Source organism: Azonexus hydrophilus DSM 23864 (assembly GCF_000429605.1).
Lineage (GTDB): Bacteria > Pseudomonadota > Gammaproteobacteria > Burkholderiales > Rhodocyclaceae > Azonexus > Azonexus hydrophilus.
Genome location: NZ_KE386925.1, coordinates 617,071 through 631,603, shown reverse-complemented (window position 1 = coordinate 631,603; position 14,533 = coordinate 617,071). Strand labels below are relative to the sequence as shown.

The 14,533-nt window shown below is 62.8% G+C and carries 11 protein-coding genes and 1 tRNA gene; 10 read left to right on the top strand and 2 right to left on the bottom strand.

All coding sequences use genetic code 11. The features are described 5' to 3' along the window. Positions 1-3: 3 nt before the first annotated feature. Genes G471_RS0114335 through G471_RS0114325 form a run of 3 tightly spaced genes read left to right on the top strand, consistent with a single transcriptional unit; the run spans position 4 to position 2,656 of the window. Positions 4-189 (top strand): DUF2065 domain-containing protein, encoded by a 186-nt coding sequence (locus G471_RS0114335; protein WP_028995939.1) that lies wholly within the window; start codon positions 4-6, stop codon positions 187-189. Continuing rightward, positions 186-1,340, top strand: coding sequence for an ATP phosphoribosyltransferase regulatory subunit (locus G471_RS0114330; RefSeq protein ID WP_028995938.1), 1,155 nt, complete (start codon positions 186-188; stop codon positions 1,338-1,340). The genes G471_RS0114335 and G471_RS0114330 overlap by 4 nt, the downstream gene beginning before the upstream one ends. 8 nt (positions 1,341-1,348) lie before the next feature. Beyond that, entirely contained in the window at positions 1,349-2,656 is a 1,308-nt protein-coding gene (locus G471_RS0114325) for an adenylosuccinate synthase (RefSeq protein ID WP_028995937.1), read from the top strand. A 54-nt stretch (positions 2,657-2,710) separates the two neighbouring features. On the opposite strand, the gene G471_RS0114320 is transcribed toward G471_RS0114325, so the two are convergent. After that, on the bottom strand, positions 2,711-3,085 hold the full coding sequence (locus G471_RS0114320; RefSeq protein WP_028995936.1) for a hypothetical protein: 375 nt from the start codon (positions 3,083-3,085) through the stop codon (positions 2,711-2,713). A 185-nt stretch (positions 3,086-3,270) separates the two neighbouring features. After that, positions 3,271-3,355, bottom strand: a tRNA-Leu gene (locus G471_RS0114315). 40 nt (positions 3,356-3,395) lie between these two features. Between G471_RS0114315 and rnr the strand changes: the two genes are divergently transcribed. From rnr to G471_RS18470, 7 genes are all read left to right on the top strand, one after another. Continuing rightward, positions 3,396-5,639, top strand: coding sequence for a ribonuclease R (gene rnr / locus G471_RS17870; RefSeq protein WP_081700288.1), 2,244 nt, complete (start codon positions 3,396-3,398; stop codon positions 5,637-5,639). A gap of 170 nt (positions 5,640-5,809) precedes the next feature. Beyond that, complete coding sequence (locus tag G471_RS0114305) at positions 5,810-6,295, top strand: bacteriohemerythrin (protein ID WP_028995935.1); 486 nt, start codon at positions 5,810-5,812, stop codon at positions 6,293-6,295. Positions 6,296-6,361: 66 nt separating this feature from the next. Continuing rightward, entirely contained in the window at positions 6,362-7,093 is a 732-nt protein-coding gene (gene rlmB / locus G471_RS0114300; RefSeq protein WP_028995934.1) for a 23S rRNA (guanosine(2251)-2'-O)-methyltransferase RlmB, read from the top strand. A gap of 3 nt (positions 7,094-7,096) precedes the next feature. Beyond that, positions 7,097-7,984 carry a DMT family transporter gene (locus G471_RS0114295; protein ID WP_028995933.1) on the top strand — a complete coding sequence of 296 codons (888 nt, stop codon included), beginning with the start codon at positions 7,097-7,099 and terminating at the stop codon, positions 7,982-7,984. 56 nt (positions 7,985-8,040) lie between these two features. Further along, complete coding sequence (locus G471_RS17865) at positions 8,041-12,507, top strand: EAL domain-containing protein (protein WP_051295507.1); 4,467 nt, start codon at positions 8,041-8,043, stop codon at positions 12,505-12,507. Continuing rightward, entirely contained in the window at positions 12,500-13,963 is a 1,464-nt protein-coding gene (locus G471_RS0114285; protein WP_169720505.1) for a GAF domain-containing protein, read from the top strand. The genes G471_RS17865 and G471_RS0114285 overlap by 8 nt, the downstream gene beginning before the upstream one ends. After that, a complete protein-coding gene (locus G471_RS18470; protein WP_028995931.1) occupies positions 13,956-14,522 on the top strand; it encodes a biliverdin-producing heme oxygenase in 567 nt (188 codons plus the stop codon). The genes G471_RS0114285 and G471_RS18470 overlap by 8 nt, the downstream gene beginning before the upstream one ends. Positions 14,523-14,533 lie beyond the last annotated feature (11 nt).

Below are 14,533 nucleotides of genomic sequence, written 5' to 3'. Positions count from 1 at the left end.
TCAATGACCTCGACCCTGTTGTTGGCGTTTGCGCTGATGCTGGTGCTGGAAGGCGCGATGCCGTTCATCGCGCCGGCCGCCTGGCGTGAAACCTTTCGCCGCCTGATCCAGTTGTCCGATGGTCAGATCCGTTTCATCGGACTGACCTCGATGCTGATCGGACTCGTCCTGCTGATAGTCTTCTCATGAACTGGCTGCTTCCTGAATACATTGCCGATGCCCTGCCGTCCGAAGCGGCGCGCATCGAAACCCTGCGGCGCAATCTGCTCGATCATTTCCGCGTGCGCGGTTTCGAGTACGTCATGCCGCCGATGCTCGAATACCTCGATTCCCTGCTGACCGGCGCCGGCCAGGATCTGAACCTGCGCACCTTCAAGCTGGTCGATCAGTTGTCCGGGCGGACCATGGGCGTTCGCGCCGACATGACGCCGCAAGCGGCCCGTATCGATGCGCATCTGCTCAATCACCGGGGTGTGACCCGTCTGTGCTATTGCGGTAGCACCCTGCATACCCTGCCGGCCAACGTTTCGGCTGGCCGCGAGCAGGTCCAGCTGGGTGCCGAACTGTATGGCTATGCCGGCGTCGAAGCCGACCTCGAAATCGTTCGCCTGATGGCGACGGCGTTCGACCGGGTCAAGCTGCCGCTGGCACGCATCGACCTCGGCCATGTCGGCATCTTCCGCGCCCTGGTCGAAGCGGCCGGTCTGCCGGGCGATGCCGAAGCCGAATTGCTGGCGCTGCTGCGCGACAAGGATGTCCCGGGGCTGGCCGAGGCCACTGCTGCCGTGCCGTCGCCTTACCGCGAGGCGCTGCTGGCGCTGCCGACGCTCTACGGCGGGCCGGAAACCGTCGATCGCGCCGTGGCCTGCCTGCCTGACCTGCCGGCCATCCGTGCCGCGCTGGAACAACTGCGCCACCTGATTTCGAGCGCGCCGGAACTGCCGTTCTCCATCGATCTGGCTGACCTGCGCGGTTATCATTATCACAACGGCATCGTCTTTGCCGCCTACTGCCCGGGTTTCCCCGCAGCGATCACGCTCGGTGGGCGTTACGATGGCGCTGGCAAGGCCTTTGGCCGGGCGCGTCCGGCCACCGGGTTTTCGCTGGACCTGCGCCAGTTGGCGCAACTGGCGCCGGCCGGCAAGCCGGTCCGCGGTGTGCTCGCCCCGTATGCCGGTGCCGACAAGTTGCTGGCTTCGCACATTGCTGCGCTGCGCGAACATGGCGAGACCGTCGTTGAACTGCTGCCGGGCGAGACCGCCTGCGAAGGCCCGTCATGCGACCGCAAGCTGGTCCAGGTCGGCGGGCGCTGGATCATTGAAGCTATACAAGAGGATTGAGAGAGAAAATGGCCAAGAATGTCATCGTCGTCGGTACCCAGTGGGGCGACGAAGGGAAGGGGAAGATCGTCGACTGGCTGACCGACCACGCCCAGGGTGTGGTGCGTTTCCAGGGCGGTCATAATGCCGGCCACACGCTGGTTGTCGGCGACAACGTCTACAAGCTCAACCTGGTGCCGTCGGGCATCGTTCGTGCCGGTGTCGATTGCTACATCGGCAACGGTGTCGTGCTCGACATCCATCACCTGATTTCGGAAATCGCCGAACTGGAAAAGGGCGGCATCGACGTCCGTTCCCGCCTCAAGGTCAGTCCCGGTTGCCCGATCATCCTGCCCTACCACTCGGCCATCGACAAGGCGCGCGAAGCGGCCAAGGCTGGTGACAAGAAGATCGGCACGACCGGCAAGGGCATTGGCCCGACCTACGAAGACAAGGTTTCCCGTCGCGGTCTGCGCGTTTACGACCTGTTCCACCCGGAGCGTTTCGCCGAGAAGCTCAAGGAAGTGCTGGAATATCACAACTTCGTGCTGACCCAGTATTTCAAGGCCGACCCGGTCGACTTCCAGACCGTTTACGACCAGGCCATGGCCGATGCCGAAGTGATCCGGCCGATGGTCGTGGACGTATCCGCCGCGCTGTACGACGCCAACAAGGCCGGCCACAACATGCTGTTCGAAGGCGCCCAGGGCACCCTGCTCGACATCGACCACGGTACCTATCCCTTCGTCACCTCGTCCAACTGCGTTTCCGGTCAGGCCGCAGCCGGTGCCGGTGTCGGTCCGGGCATGCTGCACTACGTGCTGGGTATCACCAAGGCTTACTGCACGCGCGTCGGCGGCGGTCCTTTCCCGAGCGAGCTGGGCATCGACACCGAAGGCACGCCGGGCCACCAGATGTTCTCGGTCGGCAAGGAATTCGGTACGGTGACCGGGCGCAAGCGCCGCTGCGGCTGGTTCGATGCCGCGCTGCTGCGCCGTTCGGCGCGCATCAACGGCCTCACCGGCCTGTGCATCACCAAGCTCGACGTGCTCGACGGCCTCAAGGAAATCAAGATCTGCACCGGTTACCAACTGGGTGACAAGGTCATCGACCTGCTGCCCATCGGTGCCGACGACGTCGCCCGTTGCGTGCCGATCTACGAAACCATGCCGGGCTGGGAAGGGACGACCTTCCGCGTCAAGCGCTGGGAAGACCTGCCGGTCAACGCCCAGGCCTACCTGAACCGTCTCGAAGAACTCTGCGAAGTGCCGATCGCCATCGTGTCGACCGGTCCCGAGCGCGACGAGACCATCCTCAAGCAGCATCCGTTCAAGTAATCCGGATTGTTCCCGGGCAATGCACAAAGCGGGCCGTCTGGCCCGCTTTGTCTTTCAGTGCGGACGAACCGCCTGCCAGCCTTCCGGGCAGGCTTGGGTGTAGGGGTAGTATTGTCCGGAAGAGCGGCAGTAGAACCAGTTTCCGTTCGGCGGAGGCGGCGCGCCATGAACGACGCGCGGCGGCGTGTTGGCGTGATAGAGCGCGGTGCCGATGGCCAGGCCACCGATGGTCAGCACCGCAGCCGGACCGATCCAGTCGTTGCGGTGATGGTGTTTCTGAACGCGCGGTGGCGCATGGTAGTGATGATGGTGTTGACTGACCTGGGGCCGATGGTCGTGGCGCCAGTGGCGATCCGGGCCGGCGCTGGCCTGGCCGATCAGGCCGATGCTCAGGCTCGCGGCGAGCAGGGTGTTGACTATCCTTTTCATGATGAACCTCGCAATGGGTGTTGGCATGAGGTCAGGATAGCCAGCTGCTGGCGCGCTTGCTGCAACCAGATGTTAGTAATTGTTAAGCTCGGGGAAGCTTGTGCTGTGAGACAATTCGCTTTGTCGACGCGTGCGCCAGAAATGAAAAAAGGCCTTGCCGTAGCAAGACCTTCTGTCAAAATCGCTGGTGCCCAGGAAGGGACTCGAACCCCCACGCCTCTCAGCGCTAGTACCTGAAACTAGTGCGTCTACCAATTCCGCCACCTGGGCACAGGTGCGAAGAGCCGCCATTATAGAGAAAGAAAAAGTGATGTCAAGAAAGAAGTTGTCGAAGATACGTCGTGCCGATCCATTTTTCGAGCGCGAGAGCAAACGTTATGAATTCCCTTTGCCGTCGCGCGAATACGTGACGCAAACCCTGACCGACGAAGGTCGTCCCCTGAGCTTTGCCAATCTGGTCGATCTGCTCGATATCGCCAGTGTCGAGCGCGAAATGTTCCAGCGCCGCCTTGGTGCCATGGAGCGCGAGGGCCAGTTGCTGCGTAACCGCAAAGGCGATTACATCCTGCCCGAACGGGCCAGCCTGACCGCCGGGCGCATCCAGGGACACCAGGATGGTTACGGCTTTCTGGTGCCCGATGACGGCAGCGCCGACATCTTTCTCGATCAGCGTCAGATGGGCAAGGTGCTCCACGGTGACCGGGCGCTGGTCCGGATCAACGGCATCGACCGTAAAGGCCGGCCGGAAGGCAGCATTGTCGAAGTCACCGAACGCGTGAACACCCGTCTGGTCGGCCGCGTTTTCGTCGAACACGGCGTCGTCATCGTCGCTCCGGAGAACAAGCGCATCGCCCAGGACATCCTGGTGCCGCCGGAGAAGAAATCCAAGCTCAAGATCGAGTCGGGCCAGGTGGTGATGGTCGAGATCATCGAGCAGCCCAGCAAGTTTTCCCAGCCGATCGGGCGCATCGTCGAGGTGCTCGGCAATTACGCCGATCCCGGCATGGAGATCGAGATTGCCCTGCGCAAGCATGACCTGCCGTTCGAGTTTTCCAAGGCGGCGCTCGAAGAAAACAAGAAGATGCCGGACAAGGTGCGCAAGACGGATTTCAAGGGCCGTGAGGACCTGCGCGAATTGCCGCTGGTCACCATCGACGGCGAGACCGCCCGTGACTTCGACGATGCCGTCTTCTGTGAAAAGCAGGGGCGTGGCTGGCGCCTGGTGGTGGCGATTGCCGACGTCTCGCATTATGTGCGTCCGGGCATGGCCCTCGACAAGGAAGCACTGGAGCGCGGCAATTCGGTCTATTTCCCGCGCCGGGTGATCCCGATGCTGCCGGAAAAGCTGTCCAACGGTATCTGCTCGCTGAACCCCGATGTCGAACGCCTGGCCATGGTCTGCGACATGTCGATCAGCGCCGCCGGCAAGATCGGCAAGTACCGTTTCTACCCGGCCGTCTTCCGTTCGCATGCGCGGCTGACCTACAACAAGGTCTGGTCCTGGCTGTCGGGCGAGGGCAAGCCGGAAAGCGAGGCCGAACAGGCGGTGCTGCCGCACGTGCATAACCTGTACAAACTCTACGCCGCGCTGCACAAGGCGCGCGGCCAGCGCGGCGCGATCGACTTCGAGACCACCGAAACGATGATGCTGTTCAACGATCAGGGCAAGATCGAGAACATCGTCCCGGTGGTGCGCAACGACGCCCATCGCATCATCGAAGAGTGCATGCTGGCGGCCAATGTCTGCGCCTCCGACTTCCTCGCCGAGCACAAGCAGACCTGCCTGTATCGCATCCACGAAGGACCGTCCGAGGACAAGCTGCGCAACCTGCGCACCTTCCTCGGCGAATTCGGCATGGCCTTGAGCGGCGGCGACGATCCGCGTGCCAAGGACTACGCCGCATTGCTCGAGAAGATCAAGCCGCGGCCCGATTTCCAGTTGCTGCAGACAGTGATGCTGCGTTCGCTGCGCCAGGCCATGTACAGCCCCGACAACGTCGGTCACTTCGGCCTGGCCTACGAGCACTACACGCATTTCACCTCGCCGATCCGGCGTTATCCCGACCTGCTCGTCCATCGCGCGATCAAGGCCGTACTGGCCGGCGAGAACTATGAGCCAAACAAGCCCTGGGACGATATCGGCCTGCAATGCTCGGCCACCGAGCGGCGTGCCGACGAAGCGACGCGCGATGTCGAGAACTGGCTGAAGACCTTCTTCATGAAGGAACGCATCGGCGAAGTTTTCGCCGGGACCATTTCGGCAGTGACCGCTTTCGGCATTTTTGTCGCGCTGGACGAGGTTTACGTGGAAGGCCTGGTCCATGTTTCGGAGCTGGGCCAGGACTACTTCCAGTTCGACAACATCAAGCACCAGATGCTCGGCGAGCGCAGCGGCGAACGCTTCCGGCTCGGCGACCGGGTGCGGGTCAAGCTGGTTCGCGCCGACCTCGAATCGAACAAGATCGATTTCGTGCTGGTCCGTGACGAGCCCAAAACGGCTACAGCGACCAAGCCGGGTCAAAAGAAGGGCGTCGCCCGGCGTCGTCGCTCATAGGCTGTTGCAGATGCAGCACAGGGGCACATTCAATGTGCCCCATTTTTGTGCGCACTGGAGTGGCGTATGACCAAAGTGATAAAATATACGTTTGATCCATGCATCTTGAGGGTGGGATGAGGTACGAAGCAGACGCTCCGTTGATGGTCGAATCACAATCCAGGTCGATCATGACTGATCTGCCGCCAGCGCTGGAAACTGGTAATTACCTTATCGACGACGAGCATCGTCTGCTACTCGGGATTATGGGGAACCTGCGCCGGGTCTGTATCGATCCGGCCAATCTGGACAGTTGCCGCGGCTGTGATCGCCTGCGTCAGAGTTCCTGCGAGAAGGAAGTCGTCAGCCAGCTTGGCGACCTGTTCGCCTTCATCCTCGAACATTTTTCGACGGAAGAGCGCATCATGCGCGACGCCCTGATGTCGATGACCGACAAGGCCCTGTGCGATGCCCACATCGAGGATCATGCGGCGATTGCCCAGAAAGTCCAGGAGATCGTTTCCCGTCTCGACAGCGAACAGACCGTTCGCCGTATCCGCGAACTCGATACCTTGCTCAGGCGCTGGGTTGACAACCACATCGGCCTGCATGACCTGATGCTGGTCCGCTGGCTGAATAACGACCAGGGCTTGGCCAAGGCTGGACAGCCGGGCTGAGTGCCGGATTCGCACCGACCCGGTGCGGCGCGGTAGAATTCGGCTCCTTCCTTTGGGTTGCCCACCATGTCATCGCGTCTGATCTACGGTTTTCACGCCATTACCGCCAAGCTTCGCCAGGATCCCGAATCGCTGAAAGAGATCCTGATCGACGCCAGCCGGCAGGACGCCCGTGCCCGCGAACTGTTGAAGCACGCCGAACTGCAGGGGGTGAAGTTCATCCTCGCCGACAGCAAGCGTCTCGACGACCTGGCCGGTGGCGGTCGGCACCAGGGCGTGGTGGCCCGCATCGAAGGGACGCGTAAGCCGGCGCATCTCGACGATGTGCTCGATACACTGGAAGAGCCGGCCTTCCTGCTGGTCCTCGATGGCGTCACCGATCCGCGCAATCTCGGCGCCTGCCTGCGCGTCGCCGACGCCGCCGGCGTCCATGCGGTGATTGCGCCCAAGGACCGGGCCGCCGGCCTCAACGACGTGGCCGTCAAGACTGCCTGCGGCGCGGCAGAAACCGTGCCCTACGTGATGGTCACCAACCTGGCGCGCACGCTGCGCGAACTGAAGGAACGCGATATCTGCGTGATCGGCACGGCCGGTGAAGCCTGCGAGGATCTTTACGTTGCCGAATGGCCGCAGGCTACCGCCTGGGTCATGGGCGCGGAAGGCGAGGGCATGCGCCGTCTGACCCGGGAAACCTGCGATCAGCTGGTCAGCATCCCCATGCACGGCAGCGTCGACAGCCTGAACGTGTCGGTTGCCGCCGGTGTCTGCCTGTTCGAAGCCCGTCGTCGCCGTAGCTGATTCATGACCCATCGTCGCGCCGTCGCCTTGATGGTTCTGGTGACGCTGCTGTGGAGCATTGCCGGGGTCGTTGCCCGCCACCTGGAAGCCGCTGCCGGCTTCGAGGTCAATTTCTGGCGCAGCGGCTTCAACGCACTGGCGCTGGCCATCGGCCTGACCTGGCTGCGCGGGCCGGGGCTGTGGGCTGGCCTGCTTAATGCACCGCGCATCGTGTGGATTTCAGGATTGTGCTGGGCGGTGATGTTCACCGCTTTCATGCTGGCGATCACCATGACCACGGTCGCCATGGTGCTGGTGACGATGGCCCTTGGGCCGATGATCACCGCGCTGTTTGCCCGTTTCTTCCTGAAGCAGCGCCTGCCGCTGCGGACCTGGCTGGCGATCGCGCTGGCCGGGCTGGGCATTGCCTGGATGTTCGGCGCCGAAGCCCCGGCCGGCGCGCGCCTGCTCGGTTCGCTGGTGGCCTGCGCGGTGCCGTTGGCAGCGGCGGTCAACTGGACCCTGCTGCAGAAAACCGGCCAGGGTAGCGAGGCCGGGCCGGACATGCTGCCGGCCGTGCTCATCGGCGCCGTGCTCTCTGCCTTGTGTACCCTGCCGCTGGCCTGGCCGTTGCAGGCAACGCCCCATGATCTCGGACTGCTGGCCTTGCTCGGTGTCGTGCAATTGGCCATTCCCTGCCTGCTGGTGGTCCGCCTGACGCGTGTCCTGCCGGCCCCGGAAATCGCCCTGCTGGCGCTGCTGGAAGTCATTTTCGGTGTTGCCTGGGCCTGGCTGTGGGCCGGCGAACAGCCCGCCGTCAGCGTGCTGGCCGGTGGCGGACTGGTCCTGTTCGCGCTGGTCTTCAACGAAGGGCTGGCCTTGCGGCAGCGGGCCTCGGGAACTTTTTCCTGAGCCGAAGGTAATATCAAGCAACTCTGATACGATACCCCGAAACAGGGAGAATCCACATGGGCAGTGTTGCTATTGCCGGCATCGGTGCGTCAGCGGGCGGTCTGGAGGCGATCACGCAGTTGATCAGTCATTTGAAACCAGATCTTCCATGCGCTTACGTCGTCCTGCAGCATTTGTCGCCGAGTTACCGCAGCATGATGGTCGAGATACTCGGCCGCGAGACCTCCCTGCACGTCAAGGAAATGGAACAGGGCGACGTGCCCGAGGCCGGGGTCATCTACGTCGTGCCGGCCAACTCGAATGCCCTGATCCGGGAAGGTTGCTTTTGCCTGATGACGGCAGCGCCCGAGGTCGTGCCTAAACCGTCGATCAACCAGTTCCTGATTTCGCTGGCGGCCGAGGAAGGCGACGCTGCCATCGGGATCGTACTTTCCGGTACCGGTTCGGACGGTGTTGCCGGTCTGCGGGCGATTCAGGCGGCCGGCGGCTTCACGCTGGCGCAGCGGCCGGATAGTGCCAAGTATGACGGCATGCCCAGGGCAGCGATCGAGGCCGGCGTGGTCGATCATGTGCTGACGCCGGAAGAAATCGCCGACCAGATTCCCCGTCTGCTGGAGCTGCCGCCGGCCGGCAGCGAAGTCGAGGCGCCGCCGGACCTGCTGCAGAATCTGCTGGTCAGCCTGCGCGACCGGCTTCAGTTCGATTTTTCCGGTTACAAGGTCGGCACCCTGATGCGGCGCATCCGTCGTCGCCAGTTCGCCACCGGCGGGGAGGACCTGGCCGCTTACCTGCGCTGGGTCGAGCGCCATCCCGAAGAACTGGAGTTGCTGGCCCGCGACATCCTGATCTCGGTGACCGCATTCTTTCGTGACCGCGAGGCTTTTGCCGCCTTGCGGCGGGTGGTTGGCGACATCGTGGCGCGCAAGGCGCCGGGCAGCGAAATCCGGGTCTGGGTCGCCGGTTGCGCGACCGGCGAGGAGGCCTACTCGATTGCCATGCTGTTTGCCGACGCGCTCGGCGACAAGCTGGAGCAGTACCGGGTCCAGATTTTCGCCACCGACGTCGATGACGAGGCGCTCAACGTCGCCCGCCGCGGCGTTTATGCCGCCGCCTCGATGAGCGAAGTCGGGCCGGACCAGCTCGACCGCTATTTCAAGCAGATCGGCAATACCTACGAAGCCGGCAAGGTATTGCGCGACATGATCGTGTTTGCCCGTCACAACCTGGTCAGCGACCCGCCTTTCATGCGTCTCGACTTGGTCAGTTGCCGCAACGTGCTGATTTATTTCGATGCGCCGCTGCAGAGCAAGGTGCTGAAGATTTTCCACTTCGGGCTGGCCGCCGACGCTTATCTTTTCCTTGGGCGTTCGGAAAGCATTGCCCAGGCCGAACAGCATTTTTCGACCATCGATCGCCGCGAGCGCCTGTTCCGCAAGCAGGGCGATTCGATGCCGATCATCCCGACTTCCTCAAGCCTGCCGGTCAGTTCGTTGCGGACGACCGTGCAGCGGCGCGACCGGCGGCTGGAATTGCTGCTCTCCGGGCTGGTGTCGCATTTCGGCCTGACCGTGGCCATCTGTGACCGGGAAGGGAATGTCCTGCACACTGCGGGCGAAGTTGAAAAGCTCATGCACTTCCCGGTCGGCGCGTCGCGCCTGTTACTGGGCGATGTCGTGGTCCCCGATCTGCGCGGCGAGGTGTTGACGCTGCTGCGTCGCTGCCAGCAGCAGAACTCGACCCAGAAGGGCCGGCGGCGGCGTCTGGGCCGCGACTACCTGCGCATCATCGTCGAGCCGGTATCCGACGGTTCGGGCGAATTGCTGCTGGTCATCTTTGCCCCGGAAGCGGTCAAGGAAGTCGCGGTCGAGGAAGTTCAACCCAGCACCACGCAGCAGCTTGAAGACGAACTGCTGACCACGCGCGAGCATCTGCAGGCGCTGGTCGAGGAAATGGCGACCGCCAACGAGGAAATGCAGGCCCTCAACGAGGAGTCGCAGGCCGCCAACGAGGAATTGCAGGCGACCAACGAGGAACTCGAGGCCGCCAACGAGGAAATGCAGGCGACCAATGAGGAACTGGTCAGCCTGAACGAAGAACTCAACGTCAAGACCATCGAACTGTCGCGCTTGTCGGAGGATTACGCCCACCTCTACGATGCGCTGGAATATCCGGTCCTGGTCTTCGATCGTTCGTTGCAGTTGAGCCGTTTCAACGCGCCGGCGGCGCGGCGCTTCGATCTCCGGTCGACGGCGCTGCGCCAGCATCTTTCGCGCCTGCGCCTGCCGGAAGCGTTGGGCGAGATGGAAACCTGGCTGGGGCGGGCGCTGGCCCACGGCGACCGCGAGCAGATCCTGGTCCAGGTGGACAAGCGCGACCTGCGGGTACTGATTTCCCCAGGGCTCGGGAAAACCGGGAGCATCAGTTCCCTGGTGGTCAGCTTCATCGATGTGACCGACATTGTCCGCACCCAGGAAGCCCTGTCCCAGTCCGAGGAGCGGCTCAATGCGCTGATGGAGAACACCACGGTGATCTTCGCCATGCGCGATGTGTCCGGTAACTACATTTACGCCAACCGCCGTTTCATCGAATTCTTCGGCCTCGAAGATCAGGACGTACTCGGCAAGAACGATTTTTCGCTGTTCGATCACCAACTGGCAGTCAATCTGTGGGATAGCACGGTGTCCTCGCTGCGCAGCCGGATGGCGGTGACCGTCGAGTACGAGATCAACGATGTCCGCGGCGTTCGTTACCTGCGCGCCGTGCACCAGAGTCTTTACGACCCGTCGGGCAATCCCGTGGCCCTGATTTTCGAAGCCGAAGATGTTTCGGTCAGCAAGCTGGCCGAACAGCAGTTGCGGATCACCGCTCGGGTTTTCGACCAGGCGGGCGAAGCCATCGTCGTGACCGACCCGCAGGGTGTGATCCAGACGACCAACAAGGCGTTCGCGGCAATTACCGGTTATTGCATCGAGGAATCGGTGGGCAAGCAGGTCGGACGTTTATTGAAGTCGGACCGGCACAGTGCCGATTTTTATGCGGCCATGTGGGGTGCCTTGCGCGACAAGGGTTTCTGGCAGGGCGAAATCTGGAATCGCCGGAAAAGCGGCGAGGTCTTCCCCGGGTGGCTGACGATCAACCGGGTCGATGACGCCGATGGACGGGTCGAGCATTTCGTCTCGGTCTTTTCCGACATCACCGACATCAAGAATGCCCAGCGCAAGGCCGAGTATCTGGCTGCCCACGACGTGCTCACGGGGCTGCCCAACCGCACCCTGTTCCAGGACCGCCTGCGTCACGCCCTGGCCCAGGCCCGGCGGAAGCAGGAACGGCTGGCGCTGATGTTCATCGACCTCGACAACTTCAAGGACATCAACGACACCCTAGGTCACGACATCGGCGACGAACTACTGAGGCAGGCGGCAAACCGCCTGCAGCAGGTGATGCGCGATGTCGATACGGTGGCCCGGCTGGGTGGTGACGAATTCACGGCGGTGCTCTCCGATTGCGACGCCGAGGGTGCGGGCCGGATTTCGCGACGTATCGTCGATGAGCTGGCGGCGTCGTTCGATATCCAGGGGCGCCAGCTGTTTGTCTCGGCCAGCGTCGGCGTCGCCTTCTTCCCGGAGGACGGGCAGGACAGCAATGCACTGGTCAAGGCGGCCGATACCGCGATGTACCGGGCCAAGGAACTGGGGCGCAACCGGGTCGAGTTTTTTGTTCCCGACCTGCATGTGCGCCTGCTCAAGCGGGCAACGATGGAAAGCGCGATGCGCGCAGCGCTCGACATGGGCCGGTTGCGTCTGGTCTATCAACCCAAGTTTGCGTTACATGCTGGGCGCCCCTTGATCGGAGCCGAAGCCCTGTTGCGCTGGCGCGATCCCGAACTGGGTGATGTGTCACCCGCCGAGTTCATTCCAGTGTGCGAAGCCTGCGGATTGATCAAGGACGTCACTCGGACGGTCCAGAAACTCCTGCTGAGCCAGATCGCGACCTGGTTGAAGCTGGGGCTGAAGGTACCGCCGATTGCTTTCAACTGCTCACCGCGCAATGTGCGCGAGGCCGACATGGCAGAATCTCTGGTGCTTGCCTTGCAGGATAGCGGTGTTCCGGCCAGACTGGTGCAGGTCGAAATCACCGAAGGCGCTCTGCTCGAGAACAGCGAGGCCGTGATTGGCAACCTGAATCATCTGCACCAGAATGGCATCGCCATCAGTGTCGATGATTTCGGCACCGGCTATTCCTCGCTGACCTATCTCAAGCGCCTGCCGCTGGCCGAACTGAAGGTGGACAAGAGTTTCGTCGATGGCTTGGGCTGCGACACGGACGACGAGGCGATTGCCCGCGCGGTACTCGGACTGGCTCAGGCGCTGGGCCTGCGTTCGGTGGCCGAAGGGGTGGAAAACGAAAGACAGATGCAGTGGCTGAGCAGTCACGGCTGCGAGGTGGTGCAGGGCTACCATTTGTCGCGGCCACTGGAACCGGTAGCATTTGAAGACTTGTTGGCGAGGGTTGAAGGTGGATAGACGTTTCATCGACGAATGCGAAAAGGAAGAATTGCATCTTTCCGGGGCCATACAGCCGCATGGTGCCCTGTTGGTGATTGACGAGCACAACCGGATCAGTCATTTCTCGACCAACGCCAAGCAATTGCTGGCCGACGATTTCGTCGTCACGATTGACGCGGCGATGCCGGTGCCGCTGGCGGAAATGGCCGGCGAACTCGGTGAACGGGCAGGCAGCCGCCTGCAGTACGAGGCCGCCCTGAATGGCCGCGATGGCCGGCTTGACGTGGTGCTGACCCGCAACGCCCAGGGCCGGATCATCGTTGAATTGATTCCCTGTTGCGAGGACCCGGTTTTCCCGAGCATCGCGACCCAGGGTGTGGTGCCGCCGGCCAGCCACGATGAAGTCGAGGCGCAGCGTCAGGCGCTGATCGAGAAGGTCTGCATCCATACCGGCTTCCAGCGGGTCATGTACTACCGCTTCCTCGAGGACGGGGACGGCGAGGTGCTGGCCGAAGTACGCCAGGAAGGCGCGGAGGGTACTTATCTGGGTTTGCGTTTCCCGGCCAGCGACATCCCGCAGATTGCCCGCGTGCTCTACCAGCAGAATCCCTGGCGACTGATCCCGGATACGCTGGCGACACCCGTGCCCCTGCTCGGGCGCGACGATATCCCGCCCGATCTGAGTTATTCGGACCTGCGCAGCGTTTCGCCGGTACATGCCGTTTATCTGTCCAACATGGGGGTCGGTGCGTCGCTGTCGTTTCCGATTGTCGTCGGCGGGCAATTGTGGGGTTTGGTCGCCTGCCATAACGCGATGCCGTGCCAGGTCGGGCTGGGCAGACTCAGTCAGGCGTCGCAGGAAGTGCGCTCGCATACGCTGGGTCTGGCGGCCTACTTTGCCCAGCGCCGCATGCAGTTGCTCGACGGTCTGGTGCGCCGCTTTGGTGAAGCCCGGGAAATCGTTCATGAAGCCGGCGATATCGTTGCTGCCTGGCCGCGCCTCGGAACCTGGCTGGCGGCGGAGTTCGGTGCCGATGGCGTGCAACTGTGCCTGAACGAAGGGCATGTGGCCTGGGGGGAAGGATTCGAGTCCGACACCTTGTCGCATATCGACGACTGGTTCGTCGGTCAGCAGATCGATCCGGTCTGGCTGGCCGAATCCCTGTCGCGCCAGTTGCCGGATTGTCCGTTGTCGCGCGTGGCCGGTGTGCTCGCGGTCAAGGCGAAAACGGCGGACGGCCTGATGTTGCGGGTCTACCTGACGCGGCACGAGCACATCCACGATGTGGCCTGGGGCGGCAATCCCGACAAACCCGTGGAGCGCCATGACGGGGTGTACGGCATTGCGCCGCGGCGTTCCTTCGAGAAATGGGTGGAGAAGCGCCTCGGGCGCAGTCGTCCCTGGGATAACGAAGCCCGGCTGCTCGGTCTCAAACTGCGTGAACTGCTGATGCAGCTGGGCCGCCGTGACTGATCCGCTGAGCCGCCTGCGGGCGAGGACGTCGGTCCTGCACCGTCAATTGGAGCGCTGTGCCGCTTTCAGCCGCCTGACCCGGGACGATGTCTCGCCTGCCGATGTGACGAAGGCGCTGAGTATCTTCCATGCCTTTTACCACGGTCTGGAAGATGAACTCATGCGGCGTCTGGCGGCGACGCCTTTCGCCCATTTCTACCGGCCGCGACGCGCCTTGCTGGCTGTCGATCTGGCCACGTTGGGGGCGCCGCTTCCGGTCGCTGCCGAAGTCTGCTTGCCGGCGTCTGCGGCCGGGCTGCTCGGCGTGGTTTATGCCGTCGAGGGGTCGGCGCTGGGCGGCCAGGTGCTGGGTCGCCATCTGTGCCGTTGCCTGGGTGAGGACTTTGCCGGCTCGCTGGCCTATTTCAATGCTTTTGCCGGTGGGACGCACTGGCAACTGCTCCTGCGTGTGCTCACCAACAAGCTGCACGAGGAAAATGCCGTGGATGCCGTCGGCGATGGTGCCGCCCTGGTTTTTTCCTCGTTGATCAGGCTGGCCACCGAGACCGGGCCAGCCTGACCTAGACGCGC

Excerpts from the sequence above, each read along its gene's own strand:
- G471_RS0114335 (WP_028995939.1), top strand. The coding sequence starts at position 4 with ATGACCTCGACCCTGTTGTTGGCGTTTGCGCTGATGCTGGTGCTGGAA.
- G471_RS0114330 (WP_028995938.1), top strand. The coding sequence starts at position 186 with ATGAACTGGCTGCTTCCTGAATACATTGCCGATGCCCTGCCGTCCGAA.
- G471_RS0114325 (WP_028995937.1), top strand. The coding sequence starts at position 1,349 with ATGGCCAAGAATGTCATCGTCGTCGGTACCCAGTGGGGCGACGAAGGG.
- G471_RS0114320 (WP_028995936.1), bottom strand. The coding sequence starts at position 3,085 with ATGAAAAGGATAGTCAACACCCTGCTCGCCGCGAGCCTGAGCATCGGC.
- rnr (WP_081700288.1), top strand. The coding sequence starts at position 3,396 with ATGTCAAGAAAGAAGTTGTCGAAGATACGTCGTGCCGATCCATTTTTC.
- G471_RS0114305 (WP_028995935.1), top strand. The coding sequence starts at position 5,810 with ATGACTGATCTGCCGCCAGCGCTGGAAACTGGTAATTACCTTATCGAC.
- rlmB (WP_028995934.1), top strand. The coding sequence starts at position 6,362 with ATGTCATCGCGTCTGATCTACGGTTTTCACGCCATTACCGCCAAGCTT.
- G471_RS0114295 (WP_028995933.1), top strand. The coding sequence starts at position 7,097 with ATGACCCATCGTCGCGCCGTCGCCTTGATGGTTCTGGTGACGCTGCTG.
- G471_RS17865 (WP_051295507.1), top strand. The coding sequence starts at position 8,041 with ATGGGCAGTGTTGCTATTGCCGGCATCGGTGCGTCAGCGGGCGGTCTG.